The sequence below is a fragment of the Tepidimonas sp. HKU78 genome, assembly GCF_049860815.1.
Classification (GTDB): Bacteria; Pseudomonadota; Gammaproteobacteria; order Burkholderiales; family Burkholderiaceae_C; genus Tepidimonas.
Genome location: NZ_CP187547.1, coordinates 1,219,072 through 1,232,369 on the forward strand (window position 1 = coordinate 1,219,072; position 13,298 = coordinate 1,232,369).

Consider the following 13,298-nt stretch of genomic DNA (forward strand, 5'->3'; position numbering starts at 1 on the left):
CACACCTATCCAGTTTCAATGCAAGGCTGCGAGGGCTGCCTCAGGGGCTTTATCGAGCACCTTAAGCAGTGCCTTGGCCGCGCCCGTTGGGCTGCGCTTGCCCTGTTCCCAGTTGCGGATGGTGTCCAGTGAGACATCGATGCGCTCGGAAAACTCGGCCTGGCTCAATCCCAAGCGCTTGCGGACACGACGCGCAAATTTTGCGGCGTCCTGCATGGCCTCCGCTTCGTCGGCAGCGGCTTGCTTGGCAATGTCCGCCTCGGTCGTGGCATCTACGCGAGCAGGGTCAATGCGCCCGGAGGCCTGTGTTGCCGGGACGGCCGGATCAATCGTCATGCGTACTGTTTTCATAGTGCTTGACCTCTCGTTGGTTGGCTTTGCGTGCCGAAATGATGCGGATGACGTCATGCCTGGGCGTGTAGACCACCACGAACAGGCGATGTTCGATCTTGCCCATCAGTTGGTAGCGATCTTCGCCGTAGCTGTGCCGAGTGTCGGCCTGGATCAGACGATCCGGGTCGAAGAAGGCTCTGGCGGCGTAGGCGAAATCAAACCCGCGCTCGGCAAAGCACGCATCGCTTTTCGCTTCATCCCATTCGAAATTCATGGTTCAAGTGTAGTTCATTGGCCTACTTTCGGCAAGTTTGGAGGTGCGCAATGAGCACCACCTCCAAACGCATCCCCGCACGCAAGACCTACCGCACCGTGTGGGTCGAGCGCTGGGCACCGCCCAAGCCCCTGGTCGGTGTGCATCCCATCGAGAAGATGCTCAACCGCCACACCTTCCTGGTGACGCCCGAGTCACGCCTGGTGGTTGCTGTCATTGCGCGGGCCATCGGTGACTGTCTGTCGCTGTCGGTTCGGCCACGCCGCGAGGCCCGGCGCTTTCTGCTCGGTGATGACTTTGGCCTGTGGTGCGACCTGGTTGGCTTGCATCCGGACTTCGTGCGCTTCGTCGCCAGGAAGGCCGGCTACCTCGCCGACGAGAAGGCGCATTGGCAGAAGGTGCCGATCAAGGTGCCCGTCCTGGCCCCATCCCCTGATCCCGGCATTGCCGCCAGCCACGAGACCGTGCGCTCTAGCGCTGTTGGCCTCTGCGCGGCCACCCCTTTGAACACTTCTGGAGAAACGACCCATGCTTGATTTCAACGATATTCCGCCCGTTGCAGGCGGTCCTGTGGACCTCAACGCCCAGCGCGATGAGCTCAAACGCGAACTGCTGGCGCGGCTGCCAGCGGTGCTGATGGCACTGTTTCCGGCCGGCAAGATCCGGGGCAACAAGTTCCTGATCGGCAACATCCAGGGCGAGGCGGGCGACAGCCTGGAAATTGCGCTCGATGGCGACAAGGCCGGGCTGTGGCACGACCACGCGACCGGTGAAGGCGGCGATGTCTTCGCCGCGATTGCCGGCCACCTGGGTCTGGATACCAAACGCGACTTCGCGGCGGTGCTGGAGGCCGCTGCCCGGCTGGTGGGCCGGTCCCTGGTCACGCCGATGCCCACCCGCTCGGAGGTGCCCATCGATGCACTCGGGCCCCACACCGCCAAGTGGGACTACCTCAGCGCTACGGGCGAGCTGATCGCCTGTGTCTATCGCTACGACCCGGAGCCCGGTAAGAAGGAGTTCCGCCCCTGGGATGTGCGCGCCCGCATGTGCCGCGCCCCTGATCCCCGACCGCTCTACAACTTGCCCGATGTCTCGCGCGCCGACAGCGTGATCCTGGTCGAAGGCGAGAAGTGCGCCGACGCCCTGATCCGCATGGGCATCACCGCCACCACGGCGATGAACGGCGCCAAAGCGCCCATCGACAAGACCGACTGGACCCCACTGGCGGGCAAAGCGGTGCTGATCTGGCCGGATCGCGATGCGCCCGGCTGGGACTATGCCGAAGCCGCCGCGCGGGCCTGTGTCAGTGCCGGCGCGGTGTCGGTGGCGATTCTCGTGCCGCCCACGGATCGGCCTACCGGCTGGGATGTGGCTGATGCCGTCGAGGAAGGGTTCGAGGTGCAGGCCTTCCTCGACACGGGCGAGCGGCGCATCGTCAAGGCCGCCCCGAGCCTGTTGCCGACCTATAGCCTGGGCCATCTGCTCGATGACGATTCCCCCTTGCCACCGGATCTGATCGAGCCGCGCGTGCTCACCCCGGGCGGGATGCTGGTGTTTGGTGGTGCGCCCAAGGTGGGCAAGAGCGATTTCCTCTTGTCGTGGTTGACCCACATGGCCGGTGGCGCGGCGTTCCTGGGCATGCGCCCGAGCCGTCCGCTGCGCGTCTTTTACCTACAGGCCGAGGTGCAGTACCACTACCTGCGCGAACGGGTGAAGGGCATTGCCCTGCCGCCCAGCCGCGTCCTGGATGCGCGCACGCACTTCGTGGCCACGCCGCAGCTGCGCCTGATCCTCAACGACGAGGGGCTCGCGCAGGTGATTCCAGCGATGGAGCGTGCCTTCAACGGCTCGCCACCGGACGTGATCGCCATCGATCCGATCCGCAACGTCTTCGACGGTGGCGAGGGCCAGGCCAGCGAGAACGACAACGCGGCGATGCTCTACTTCCTGTCGCAGCGGGTCGAGCGTCTGCGCGATGCGGTCAATCCCAGCGCCGGGATCATCTTGGTGCACCACACCCGAAAACTCGGCAAGAAGCAGTTCGAGGAAGACCCGTTCCAGGCCTTGGCCGGGGCCGGCAGTCTGCGCGGCTACTACTCGACCGGGATGCTGCTGTTCCGCCCGGATGAGACGCGCACGCCACGCGAGCTGATCTTCGAGCTTCGCAACGGCGTGGCCATCCCGCAAAAGCACATCGACAAGATCGAGGGCGAGTGGCGCGAGATCAACCCCAGCGTGCGCCTGGCGATGCAGGACTACGGCGCCAAGCTCGATGCGGAGCGGCGGCGCAAGCATGACGTCATCTTGCAGATCATTTTTGAGGAAGCCTCCAAGGGGCGCTGCTACCTCGCGAGCCAGTTCGCCGACGCCTTTGAAAACGCCGATGGCCTGGGTGGCAAACGCACCATCCTCGACCGCCTCTCGGTGCTCGCCACCAAGGGCTACATCAAGTATTTCCGCAACGCCCATGACTACGGGCTGCCATCGGTCGGGCGCAGCAAATACGGCTACCTGTGTGTGGAAGACATGGTGCTGACCAGCACGCTCGATGAGATCGATCCGGCCACCGGCGAGCTCAGGAAAGTGCCCCTGCGCGTACTGCCCACCCACTACAAATCCCCGCTCACCGGTGCGCTTGTGGACGTCGAGAACCCTGACGTCTGGGTCTATCGGGACGAAGCCAGCCAGGAGTCCAATCCATGAAAAAAATCACCCGATACCCTGTCCAAACCGGCCTGCAATCTGGGCAGAAGTTTTGCATTCTGCATTCTGGCTGCACAGCCAAGCTTTTGATTCATATGGTTTTTCGTGGAAATTCAGACTGCAGAATGCAGCCTCGAAAAAATCGTCTGCATTCTGAAAAAACCAATGCACATCAACAACTTAGGTGCCAGCCAACACTGCACTGCAGACCCCCTATCTCTTATAGAGATAGAGAGGTAATACCCGCTGACGCGGTATTACCTCTCAGCTACTGCGTAAGGGGTGTGCGCGCCCGGGAGGTGGTGTGATGAAAAAACAGCCCCTGTGCTTCAGCACACCTCCTGGCCTGGGTGCCCGATTCTCGCTCGAGGGCCAGTCCTATGTGCTGGTCAAGACGCAGCCCCATATCCGCCGCGACGGCCAGCCCTCCGTGATCCTGACCTGGCGCAGCCAGTGCCTGAGTTGCGGTGCGGATTTCGAATTCACGACGGGGCTGTCGCTGCTGTACGTCAATCGTCGCTGCCCGGCGCACCACGCGCCCGGTCGGCGTCCCCGCGCCCAACGGGCAGGAGGTGCACAATGAACACGAGCATTCTGGCCCTGGATCTGGGCACGACCACCGGCTGGGCCTTGGTCAGCCGCGACGGACTCCTCGACGGTGGCAGCGAGTCCTTCAAGACCACCCGTTTCGAGGGTGGCGGCCTTCGCTACCTGCGCTTCAAGCGCTGGCTCACCGACATCAAGCAGTGTGCCGACGGACTCGACTGGGTGGTGTTCGAGGAAGTACGTCGACACATGGGCGTTGATGCGGCGCATGCCTACGGTGGCTTCATGGCGCACCTGACGGCCTGGTGCGAACACCACCAGATCCCGTACCAGGGCGTGCCCGTGGGCACGATCAAGAAGCACGCCACCGGCAAGGGCAATGCCGGCAAGGCCGAGATGATGGCGGCCGCCAAGGTACGCGGCTTCGATCCGGTCGACGACAACCACGCCGATGCGCTGGCGCTGCTGGACTGGGCGATGGCCCAAGGGGGTGTGGCATGAGAACTCACACCGCTTCCATCCCCTGCGCCCTCGGGCGCCTGGCGCCAGCATCACCCGCCAGCAGCGACGAACTGCGCGCCATGCGTGCGGCAGCCTGGCACAAGCAAGGCATCGTGGTCGTGCCGCTGGAGGACATTTACGATGAGTGGGATCGGGCATTTCTGACCGGCATCGCCACCAAGCTCTACGGCGCGCGCACTGTGGCTTCCCGCAAGAGCACACCTTGGGCTGAGGGTGAGGTGATTGACCGGGGCGATGGCGAGACCTGGACGGTGATCGCCACGACACCGAAGTCAGTCACAGTGCAGCGCAGCCGCGATGGTGCGCTGGCGACCCTCGGGCAACTTGGGGAGGGACGGTCATGACCAAGAAGACGCAACGCGCCAAGGCCCGGGCAGAACGCAAACCCCGTCTGGGTGAAGAGCACATCCGCCCGGATGGCAGCGTGATCCGCTACGTCCGCGAGGAGGACGATGACCAGAAGCCGGTTGACCATTACCGCACGGTGGACACGCTGGCGCTGATGCTCAGGAACGGCAGTATCACCGGCGCCATGCACGATGCGGGGCAGCAGTTCTCGCAGGATTTCGCCCGGGCCTTTGCCAGCGGCGTGGCCAGTAGCCGGCTCGATGGACTGCCCTGCGGCACGGCACCGGGGGAAATGCTGATTGAGCGCAACGCCAGTGCCGCCCGAGCGGTTCGGGATGCGCTGGAGGCGGTGGGCGGCAGTGGCTCTCCGGCAGGATCGGCGCTGTGGTACGTGGCTGGGCTGCAGATGTCGATCCGCGATTGGGCATTGCGCGATGGCTGGAACGGTAAGCGTGTCGAGAAAAACGAGGCCAAGGGCATCCTGGTCGCTGCACTCGGCGTGCTGGCCCGGTACTACGGCTATGAGCGAGCGCCCAGGTCTCGGCGCCGAGAGACATCAACGCACGTCTGACTTGTCAGGACATCGTCCGGACGCTATTATGGAGGTAGTTTCATAACATGGGGGTTGCCATGAGCACCTTGAACCTCTCCAAAACCGAACGGATCGATGTCCGCGCCAGCAGCGCTGTCAAGCAGCTGCTGCAGGAGGCTGCGCGTTCTTGCCACAAGAACGTCAGCGAATTTCTGCTGGATGCCGGGGTGATCGCGGCCAACCAGGCGCTGGCAGATCGTCGTCACTTTGTGCTGAACGACGACCAGTGGCAGGCGTTTCAGCAGGCGCTGGATCGCCCCGTGCAAGCCAAGCCGCGCTTGAAGAAACTGCTCAGTGAACCCGGGGTGCTGGGTTGAGTGCAGCGTATGAATCGGTCCGCAAGCTCGCACCAGCGGATTCGACGGAAGGCTTTGACTGCGGGCAACCGTCGCTCAACCAGTTCCTGCAACGCTATGCCCTGGTCAACCAGAAGGCCAACAGCGCCCAGACCTACGTGTGCTGCCTTGGCGGTGAGGTCGTGGGCTTCTACAGTCTGGCGGTCGGCAGTGTTGATCCGGAGGATGCGCCAGCTCGCGTCATGAAGGGCTTGGCCCGGCATCCTGTGCCAGTCATGATCCTGGCGCGACTGGCCGTGGATCGTGATCACCAGGGAAAGGGTCTTGGCAAGGCGCTGCTCAAGGACGCGCTGCTGCGCACTGCACAGGCGGCTGACATTGCGGGCATTCGTTGCCTGCTGGTTCATGCCAAGGATGAGGCTGCGCGGCGGTGGTATGAGTCTTGGGAGTTCGAGCCCAGCCCAACCGATCCCTATCACCTGTTCCTGATGCTCAAGGATCTCAAGGCGCTACTGGCGGGGTGATTCGATCAGAAGCGGAAAATTTTTTGAGGTTGTTTTCCGAAACCTGATTGAATCCCGTCCGGACACAAGGTACAGTGTTCATGTACTGCTGATAACTGCGCCCACCGGGGAGACCTTGGTGGGCGTTGTCGTTTCTGGGCTTGGCCTTCGCCTGTCTGCCCAGCCTTGGAGACCCCCCATGAAAATCCTCATCACCCGCCCGGTGGTTCTCACCGGCGACGGTGGCGTGCGCTCGTTCGTCCCCGGCCTGACAGTGGATGTCGATGTGCCTACCGCCGAACAGATCCTGGCGCAGCAGGCCGGCATTGCTTTCGAGTCTGCTGACCAGCACGACACTCCAACCGCCCCACGCCGCCGGAAGCCTGCCGATGCTGAAACTTGACGTCACCGCCGATGTGGCCAAGGCGACTGAGTACCTGTCGGACGTTGCCGCCAAGCGCATCCCGGATGCCGCTGCCAAAGCCCTGACCCGAACAGCATTCGATGCCCGCGATGCGGTGCGCGAGGGTCTGCCCGAGCGCTTCAACCTGCGCCGCCCGTGGGTCAGCCGGGGCATTGGCGTCACGCCGGCCAAGCCCCGCACGCTGATGGCCGAGGTCTGGTCGCGCGACCGCTTCATGGCGCTGCAGGAAACCGGGGGCACCAAGACCGGCAAGCTGGCGATTCCGGTCGGGCCGATGGCGCAGAAGGCTCGCACGCAGGTGATCCCCAAGAGCCAGTGGCCGGGCCAGATGCTGGCGAAGAAGAACGTGTTCTACCGTGCCGGTGCCGTGTTCGAGCGTCGTGACGAGAAGCGCATCCTGGCCTTGTACCTGCTGCGTCGCCAGCAGAAGGTCGAGCCGCGCTTTGGCATGGCCGACACGGTGCGCAGCGTGGCGCTGCGGGAGTACCAGCGGCAGATAGAACGGGCGCTGCGGGAAGAACTGACGAAGGGCTGATCAGCGCGTCGGAACACTGAAAGTCGATAGCCCTAAAACGCGATAGGAAGCCTTTTGAGCGACTTTGCGATGCAGGCATCACCGAGTATTGCCAGGGTCGCAATCGCGCCTCTGGCGACGATTAACGGGTCCTCCCGGGCCATCTGAAGCGCGGGGGCCGCGCGCAGCGCGACGCTTGCCTAGCGTCAGACTCAAAAAATAGGTGGTCAGGTGGTCAGTGGTCACCCGGACTGCCATCGACCCCTTGGAGACCCCCATGAGCATGAGCTTGCGTGCCTACGCCCGGCATCGCGGCGTGGCCCTGTCCGCTGTCCAGAAGGCGATTGCCACCGGGCGCATTCACCCCGAACCCGATGGCAGCATCGATCCGGCCAAAGCCGATGCCCAGTGGGATCGGCACACGCGCACCGCCCAGCCGACCACCCCGAGGGTGACCACCGCCCGACCACCACCGGTGTCCCAGCCCACTGCACCGCCGCCGATGCACCCGACCAGTGACGAGGCCCGGGGTGTCGATTACCACAAGGCCCGGGCGGTGCGCGAAACCTACTCGGCGCGCCTGGCCAAGCTCGAATTTGAAGAGCGCACCGGCAAGCTGATCAGCAAGGACGAGGTCGACATCAAGTATTTCCAGCTGGCCCGCCAGCTGCGCGACCGCATGCAGCAGATCCCGCGCAAGGTTGCCCCGGAGATCGTGGCGCTGGTCGTGGCCGACCCGGATGTACGCGGCGTCACCGACATCCTCGATGTCGCCATTCGTGAAGCGCTGGAGGATCTGGCCCGATGAAGAAACACCCGATCAAAACCCACCCGATGTGGAACCCCAAGGAGCCGACCTACGCCGATGTGAGCGACGTGGTCGGCAAAGCCTTCGCAGCGGGCCTGCGCCCCGATCCCGTCGAGGAGCCCGCAGCGGCGGACTTGTCGCCCGAACTCCTCGAAGCCCTGGTGCGCGACATCCTGCGCCAACACCTTGATGCATTGATTCCGGTGATCGCCCGCGAGATCACCCAGCGCTTGCGCTGACTTCTTCGTCAGATCCCCCTGACGAATGTTTCAACACTTTCGTCGAGGGTCATCCATGACGACTCCCTTCACCCCTGCCATGGCCCGCCGCATCGAGCTGTGGCCGCTGGACCGGCTCAAGCCCTACGCCAAGAATGCGCGCACCCACTCCGATGCCCAGGTGGCGAAGATCGCCAGCAGCATCGTCGAGTACGGTTTTATCTCGCCGATGCTGGTGTCCGGAGAAGGCGAGGTCATGGCCGGGCACGGTCGCTTGGCCGCCGCGAAGAAACTCGCGCTCGACGTCGTGCCGGTGGTGGTGCTCGATCACCTGACACCCACCCAGCGCCGCGCATATATCCTGGCGGATAACCAACTGGCGCTGCAGGCAGGGTGGAATGAGGAGTTGCTGGCGGCCGAACTGGCCGAGCTGTCCGCCGCCGGGTTCGACCTGGCACTCACCGGCTTCAGCGACGAGGAGATCGACGACCTGCTCGGCGATGCCGATCCGGGCGACGAAACAAATCCGCCCATGGGCGGATTTACCGAAAGCACCGACGAGGACATCCCGGAGGCGCCCGCCACCCCGGTCAGCCGAGCTGGCGACATCTGGCAACTGGGTGCGCATCGCCTGATCTGCGGCGACTCGACCGATCCGGCCGTGGTCGCGGCGCTGATGGCGGGCGACCAGGCGAGCCTGTGCTTCACCAGCCCACCCTACGGCCAGCAGCGTAACTACACGCAAGGCATCGCCGACTGGGATGCGCTGATGCGCGGTGTCTTCGCCAACTTGCCGATGGCCGGCGACGGTCAGGTGCTGGTGAACCTCGGCCTGATCCACCGCGACAACGAAGTGATCCCGTACTGGGACGGCTGGATCAGTTGGATGCGCACGCAAGGCTGGCGGCGTTTTGGCTGGTACGTCTGGGACCAGGGGCCGGGGATGCCGGGCGACTGGGCCGGACGCCTCGCACCCAGCTTCGAGTTTGTCTTCCACTTCAACCGCCAAAGCAGGAAGCCCAACAAGATCGTGCCGTGCAAGCACGCCGGCCAGGACTCGCACCTGCGCGCCGATGGCAGTTCCACGGCGATGCGCGGCAAGGATGGCGAGGTCGGTGGATGGACCCATGCCGGGCAGCCCACCCAGGACTTCCGCATCCCGGACAGCGTGATTCGCGTGATGCGCCACAAGGGCAAGATCGGCCGGGACATTGATCATCCGGCGGTGTTTCCGGTGGCCCTGCCCGAGCACATCCTGCTGGCGTACTCGGACCCGGGGGACTTGGTATTCGAACCCTTCGGCGGTTCGGGCACCACGATCCTGGCCGCCCAGAAAACTGGACGACAGGCCCGTGCCATCGAACTGGCCCCGCAGTACACCGACGTGGCGGTCAAGCGCTTCCAACAAAACCACCCGGACATCCCGGTGACGCTCATCGCCACCGGACAGACCTTTGCCGAGGTCGAAGCTGAACGATTGGAGACGGCAGATGCAACTGAGTGACCTCAAACTCGAACACTGGCCGACCAGCCGGCTGATCCCCTACGCAAGAAATCCCAGGAAGAACGACCACGCCGTCGAGCAGATGGCCAGCGCTATCCGGGATTTTGGCTTTCGCATCCCGATCATCGCCAAGAGCACCGGCGAAATTTGTGATGGTCATCTTCGTTACAAGGCTGCGCTGCATCTTGGCTTGGAACAGGTGCCAGTCATCCTGGCTGACGACCTGACCGAGACGCAGCTCAAGGCCTTTCGTATCTTGGTCAACCGCTCGGCTACCTGGGCGGACTGGGATGAGGATCTGCTGCGCCTCGAACTCGAAGAACTCAAGCTCGACGACTTCGACCTGGCGCTCACCGGCTTCGATGCCGACGAGTTGCTGGAAATCATGGCCGGCGAGGAGACCACCACCGAGGGCAACACCGACGAGGATGCCGCCCCCGAGGTGCCGGTCAGACCGGTCTCCAAACCCGGCGATGTCTGGATCATGGGCCAGCACCGGCTGCTTTGTGGCGATGCGACCGATCCGGCAAGTTACGACACGCTGCTGGGCACCGAGCGGGTGGCGATGATCTTTCAAGATCCGCCGTACAACGTGGACTATGCCAACAGTCCCAAGGACAAGCTGCGCGGCAAGCACCGACCTATTCTGAACGACAACCTGGGCGAAGGCTTTCAGGCCTTCCTGCTTGCCGCACTCAAGCCTGCGCTACAGCGGTGCGACGGTGCAATCTACATCGCCATGTCCTCCAGCGAACTCGACACACTGCAAGCGGCTTTCCGCGCCGCCGGCGGCAAGTGGTCGACCTTCATCATCTGGGCCAAGCACACCTTCACGCTCGGGCATGCCGACTACCAGCGCCAGTACGAGCCCATCCTCTACGGTTGGCGTGAGGGGGCTAATCGGCACTGGTGCGGTGATCGTGACCAGGGCGACGTGTGGGAGATCAAGAAGCCCGCGAAGAATGCCTTGCACCCGACCCAGAAGCCGGTGGAGGTGCCTGAGCGCGCGATTCGTAATTCCAGTCGTCCGGGCAGTCTTGTTTTGGACTGCTTCGGCGGTTCGGGTAGCACGCTGATTGCCTGCGAGAGGACGGGCCGCGTTTGTCGGGTCATGGAACTCGATCCGAAGTATTGCGACGTTATTGTTCGTCGCTGGCAAGACTGGACCGGACAGAAGGCGCAGCGCGCCGACGATGGCTTGCTGTTCGATGAGCTGGCGAGCGATCAGCCCCTCGAGGCAGGGATGATCGACTGAAGGTCGTAAGGCAGGGTGTGGTCCAGGTCCGGTACCGCATGCCAAGCCCCGGCGTGGCGAGATCTGGCGTGGAAAAGGCATGGCATGGAATCCACGCCCGGGAAGCTGAGGAGGCAAGATGAAGCAGTCGCGCTGGATGTCGCTGCTGGAAGCCGTGACCAATGTGCTGGTCGGCTACGGGGCGGCGGTGGCGACCCAGTGGGCGGTGTTTCCGCTCTTTGGCCTGCACGCCACGCTGCAGGAGAACTTGCTGATCGGCCTGATTTTTACCGTCGTCTCTTTGATTCGAAGCTACCTGCTGCGCAGGGTGTTTGAGGCGCTGCGCGTGCGTCAGCTGTCCGCAAACTCGGGGTAAAGGTCGCCGCTGCTGATGTCGGCGCGGTACGTGACGTTGCGAAACTCGTCCGGGGCGTCGGCCAGGATCACGCCACCGACCGACTGGATGGCGATGCCGTACTTGCGGGTGAGTACCGTCAGCTCGGCGATGAACTGGTCGTAGTTGGCTTCGAGTTGTGGGCTGGTGGGTGCGACGGCCATGGTGTGCTCCTTATGCCGCCAGAGACTCTTCGACGATCTCGCAGTGGATCACGAAGCCCGTCAGGTAGGGAAGGCCCTTGGGGATGCCGTGCTGTTTGCTGGTGCTGCGGCCAATCGTCCAGCCCATCCAGCGCTGCGTGGCAGCGTTGATCGCGTCGGCCAGGGTGGCGCCGGCGTAAAGGCCGTTTTGCACATCGTCGGCAAAGTGGCGACCGTGGCGGCTGTCGAGGAAGGTGCGGACCGACTCGAGCGGCTGGCAGGTGGCATCCGAGATCGCAGTCATGGCCAACGGCCAGGCAGCTTCGGCCTGCTCGTTCATCGTGCCGTAAAAGCCCCACGACACGTTCTGGGTAGCGGGGATTTGGGTGGTGGTGTTCATCTCTGGCTCCTGGTGGTTGATCGTTGCGATACCCAACGTGCCGCGCTTCGGGCGATGGAAGCCAAGCGCCTGTTCGATCTTTTTTGCGCTTGGCTCGGGGTTCCTTATTTCATCGTGTCGGCGCGCACCAGTTCCGCCTGGGCGCTGGCGATCAGGTCCAGGCGCAGGTTCGGCGTGATGCTGCAGGCCAGTTCGTTCAAGGTCCAGTTCATCACATCTGCCTTGTCGCGCAGCGACTTGGCCTCCTCGAAGCGGCTGGTGTAGCGATCCAGTTCGCGCAGGGCCCGTTCCAGGGTGGATCGGGCCTGGGCCAGGGCCTCGCGGGCGCGGCGTTCGGCGTGCTGGGTCTGAAATTCGCGGGGGGTGTTCATGGTGTGCTCTCCTTCTCAGTTGATCGTTGCGACACCTGTATGAACGCGCTTCGGGCCACTGAAGTCAAGCTCAATCTGCATCGTGCTGGGCATCAAGGGCTTCAATCGCCAGCACCAGATCGGCGATGCGGTCGGCCTCGAAGCCAAAGCCCCGGTGGCGCAGAAGGTGCTCAATGCTCGGATGCTTCATCCGGGCGATCTCCCGGCAGGCATCGAGCAAGGCCTGCAGCGGTGCTGCCGGGGTCAGGGCGTCAGGCTGCGTGCTCACGCGGTGGCTTCCTCGGCAATGCGGTAAAGGCGCTGCCCTGCACCTGGCGTGCCGGCGGGGCCTTCGATCTTCTCGGAGACGATGGTCAGGCCCAACTTCTTCTTGAGTGCGCCGGCAAAGGTGCCGCGTACCGTGTGCGCCTGCCAGCCCGTGGCCTCGCAGATCTGCGCGATGGTGGCGCCCTCCGGGCGCTTCAACATCTCGATCACCAGCGCCTGCTTGCTGTGCTCGCGACCGCGCTTTGGGGCGGCATCGGGCTGGTCCTGCTGCCAGCTGGCCTCGGCGGCGGCGACTGCTGCTTCCAGTTCCGGATCGCTGGCCAGCGGCGGCGTGGCAACGCGGGTGGCCACCGTCGGCGGCAGGACATCTTCCGGCTGCGCCTCGCCCTTGATGATCGCGATGGCTGCTGGGCTCAGGCGCCACTGGCCGCCTTGCTGCTCGATCAACCCCCGCTGCGCGAGGCTGGCGATCATCTTGAGCTTGGCGCCGCCCTTGAGCTCGAGCAGCGGCTCGATCAGGCCATTGGCATCGCAATGGGCGCGGGTGATGAGATCGAGTTGGCGTTCGGTGATGGGGGAAGTTTGTGCAGACATGGTGTTTCTCCTGGTCGTTGGATGGATCGGCGCGAGTCAGTCTTCCCACAGGTGCTCGCCATCGAGGCTGATCCACAGGCGCGCATCGCGCGCGGTGGCCATCTCGCGCACCGGCAGGCCGGTTTTGAGGTTGGTGCCGGTCTTGCCGGTGAAGTCGTAACGCTGGCCGTCGTACATCACGGTCGCTGGGCCTTGATCGTTGAACTCGACGCGGATCAGGCGGGGGCCGAGGGCGTTGCCGTTGGTGTCGGTGACCTGGGGTTGGCGGATGCGCAGGGTCATGGTCTGCTCCTTGGTGCGTGGTGATCGG

At 63.9% G+C, this 13,298-nt stretch carries 23 protein-coding genes; 15 read left to right on the forward strand and 8 right to left on the reverse strand.

Features of this window, described 5'->3' with window-relative positions; translation table 11 throughout:
* Nucleotides 1–15: 15 nt before the first annotated feature.
* Entirely contained in the window at nt 16–336 is a 321-nt protein-coding gene (locus ACPYIS_RS05945; RefSeq protein ID WP_425973988.1) for a helix-turn-helix domain-containing protein, read from the reverse strand.
* Nucleotides 326–607, reverse strand: coding sequence for a BrnT family toxin (locus ACPYIS_RS05950; RefSeq protein ID WP_425973990.1), 282 nt, complete (start codon nt 605–607; stop codon nt 326–328). The genes ACPYIS_RS05945 and ACPYIS_RS05950 overlap by 11 nt, the downstream gene beginning before the upstream one ends.
* Nucleotides 608–657: 50 nt before the next feature.
* Here ACPYIS_RS05950 and ACPYIS_RS05955 point away from each other — a divergent pair, with 50 nt between their 5' ends.
* The 15 genes from ACPYIS_RS05955 (at nt 658) to ACPYIS_RS06025 (ending at nt 11,195) form a co-directional block, all read left to right on the forward strand.
* Complete coding sequence (locus tag ACPYIS_RS05955) at nt 658–1,143, forward strand: hypothetical protein (RefSeq protein ID WP_425973991.1); 486 nt, start codon at nt 658–660, stop codon at nt 1,141–1,143.
* Entirely contained in the window at nt 1,136–3,310 is a 2,175-nt protein-coding gene (locus ACPYIS_RS05960; RefSeq protein WP_409707868.1) for an AAA family ATPase, read from the forward strand. The genes ACPYIS_RS05955 and ACPYIS_RS05960 overlap by 8 nt, the downstream gene beginning before the upstream one ends.
* Nucleotides 3,311–3,617: 307 nt before the next feature.
* Entirely contained in the window at nt 3,618–3,893 is a 276-nt protein-coding gene (locus ACPYIS_RS05965) for a hypothetical protein (protein WP_424894944.1), read from the forward strand.
* Complete coding sequence (locus ACPYIS_RS05970) at nt 3,890–4,357, forward strand: crossover junction endodeoxyribonuclease RuvC (RefSeq protein WP_425973992.1); 468 nt, start codon at nt 3,890–3,892, stop codon at nt 4,355–4,357. Before ACPYIS_RS05965 ends, ACPYIS_RS05970 begins: the two co-directional genes overlap by 4 nt.
* Complete coding sequence (locus ACPYIS_RS05975) at nt 4,354–4,722, forward strand: hypothetical protein (protein ID WP_424894942.1); 369 nt, start codon at nt 4,354–4,356, stop codon at nt 4,720–4,722. Before ACPYIS_RS05970 ends, ACPYIS_RS05975 begins: the two co-directional genes overlap by 4 nt.
* The gene (locus tag ACPYIS_RS05980; RefSeq protein ID WP_424894941.1) at nt 4,719–5,297 is read left to right on the forward strand and encodes a hypothetical protein; all 579 of its coding nucleotides are present in this window, start codon (nt 4,719–4,721) and stop codon (nt 5,295–5,297) included. The genes ACPYIS_RS05975 and ACPYIS_RS05980 overlap by 4 nt, the downstream gene beginning before the upstream one ends.
* 59 nt (nt 5,298–5,356) lie before the next feature.
* A complete protein-coding gene (locus ACPYIS_RS05985) occupies nt 5,357–5,635 on the forward strand; it encodes a DUF1778 domain-containing protein (RefSeq protein ID WP_424894940.1) in 279 nt (92 codons plus the stop codon).
* Entirely contained in the window at nt 5,632–6,138 is a 507-nt protein-coding gene (locus ACPYIS_RS05990) for a GNAT family N-acetyltransferase (RefSeq protein WP_424894939.1), read from the forward strand. Before ACPYIS_RS05985 ends, ACPYIS_RS05990 begins: the two co-directional genes overlap by 4 nt.
* A gap of 178 nt (nt 6,139–6,316) precedes the next feature.
* Complete coding sequence (locus tag ACPYIS_RS05995) at nt 6,317–6,520, forward strand: hypothetical protein (RefSeq protein ID WP_424894938.1); 204 nt, start codon at nt 6,317–6,319, stop codon at nt 6,518–6,520.
* Nucleotides 6,507–7,076, forward strand: coding sequence for a hypothetical protein (locus tag ACPYIS_RS06000; protein WP_424894937.1), 570 nt, complete (start codon nt 6,507–6,509; stop codon nt 7,074–7,076). Before ACPYIS_RS05995 ends, ACPYIS_RS06000 begins: the two co-directional genes overlap by 14 nt.
* A 256-nt stretch (nt 7,077–7,332) precedes the next feature.
* Complete coding sequence (locus tag ACPYIS_RS06005; RefSeq protein WP_424894936.1) at nt 7,333–7,863, forward strand: hypothetical protein; 531 nt, start codon at nt 7,333–7,335, stop codon at nt 7,861–7,863.
* Nucleotides 7,860–8,102, forward strand: coding sequence for a hypothetical protein (locus ACPYIS_RS06010; protein ID WP_424894935.1), 243 nt, complete (start codon nt 7,860–7,862; stop codon nt 8,100–8,102). The genes ACPYIS_RS06005 and ACPYIS_RS06010 overlap by 4 nt, the downstream gene beginning before the upstream one ends.
* Before the next feature lie 79 nt (nt 8,103–8,181).
* Nucleotides 8,182–9,585 (forward strand): site-specific DNA-methyltransferase, encoded by a 1,404-nt coding sequence (locus ACPYIS_RS06015; RefSeq protein ID WP_425973995.1) that lies wholly within the window; start codon nt 8,182–8,184, stop codon nt 9,583–9,585.
* Complete coding sequence (locus tag ACPYIS_RS06020; protein WP_425973997.1) at nt 9,572–10,840, forward strand: DNA modification methylase; 1,269 nt, start codon at nt 9,572–9,574, stop codon at nt 10,838–10,840. Before ACPYIS_RS06015 ends, ACPYIS_RS06020 begins: the two co-directional genes overlap by 14 nt.
* 118 nt (nt 10,841–10,958) lie before the next feature.
* Nucleotides 10,959–11,195: a DUF7220 family protein gene (locus ACPYIS_RS06025; protein WP_425973999.1), complete on the forward strand. Its 237-nt coding sequence runs from the start codon at nt 10,959–10,961 to the stop codon at nt 11,193–11,195.
* Here ACPYIS_RS06025 and ACPYIS_RS06030 read toward each other — a convergent pair.
* The 6 genes from ACPYIS_RS06030 to ACPYIS_RS06055 form a co-directional block, all read right to left on the reverse strand.
* Nucleotides 11,171–11,377 (reverse strand): hypothetical protein, encoded by a 207-nt coding sequence (locus ACPYIS_RS06030; protein WP_424894930.1) that lies wholly within the window; start codon nt 11,375–11,377, stop codon nt 11,171–11,173. The two genes, ACPYIS_RS06025 and ACPYIS_RS06030, sit on opposite strands and share 25 nt — an antisense overlap.
* Nucleotides 11,378–11,387: 10 nt before the next feature.
* Nucleotides 11,388–11,756 (reverse strand): hypothetical protein, encoded by a 369-nt coding sequence (locus ACPYIS_RS06035; RefSeq protein ID WP_424894929.1) that lies wholly within the window; start codon nt 11,754–11,756, stop codon nt 11,388–11,390.
* Nucleotides 11,757–11,860: 104 nt separating this feature from the next.
* On the reverse strand, nt 11,861–12,127 hold the full coding sequence (locus tag ACPYIS_RS06040; protein WP_424894928.1) for a hypothetical protein: 267 nt from the start codon (nt 12,125–12,127) through the stop codon (nt 11,861–11,863).
* Nucleotides 12,128–12,197: 70 nt separating this feature from the next.
* Nucleotides 12,198–12,395: a hypothetical protein gene (locus ACPYIS_RS06045; RefSeq protein ID WP_424894927.1), complete on the reverse strand. Its 198-nt coding sequence runs from the start codon at nt 12,393–12,395 to the stop codon at nt 12,198–12,200.
* Complete coding sequence (locus tag ACPYIS_RS06050; RefSeq protein ID WP_424894926.1) at nt 12,392–12,988, reverse strand: DUF3489 domain-containing protein; 597 nt, start codon at nt 12,986–12,988, stop codon at nt 12,392–12,394. Before ACPYIS_RS06050 ends, ACPYIS_RS06045 begins: the two co-directional genes overlap by 4 nt.
* A 36-nt stretch (nt 12,989–13,024) precedes the next feature.
* The gene (locus tag ACPYIS_RS06055; protein ID WP_143902457.1) at nt 13,025–13,270 is read right to left on the reverse strand and encodes a hypothetical protein; all 246 of its coding nucleotides are present in this window, start codon (nt 13,268–13,270) and stop codon (nt 13,025–13,027) included.
* Nucleotides 13,271–13,298 lie beyond the last annotated feature (28 nt).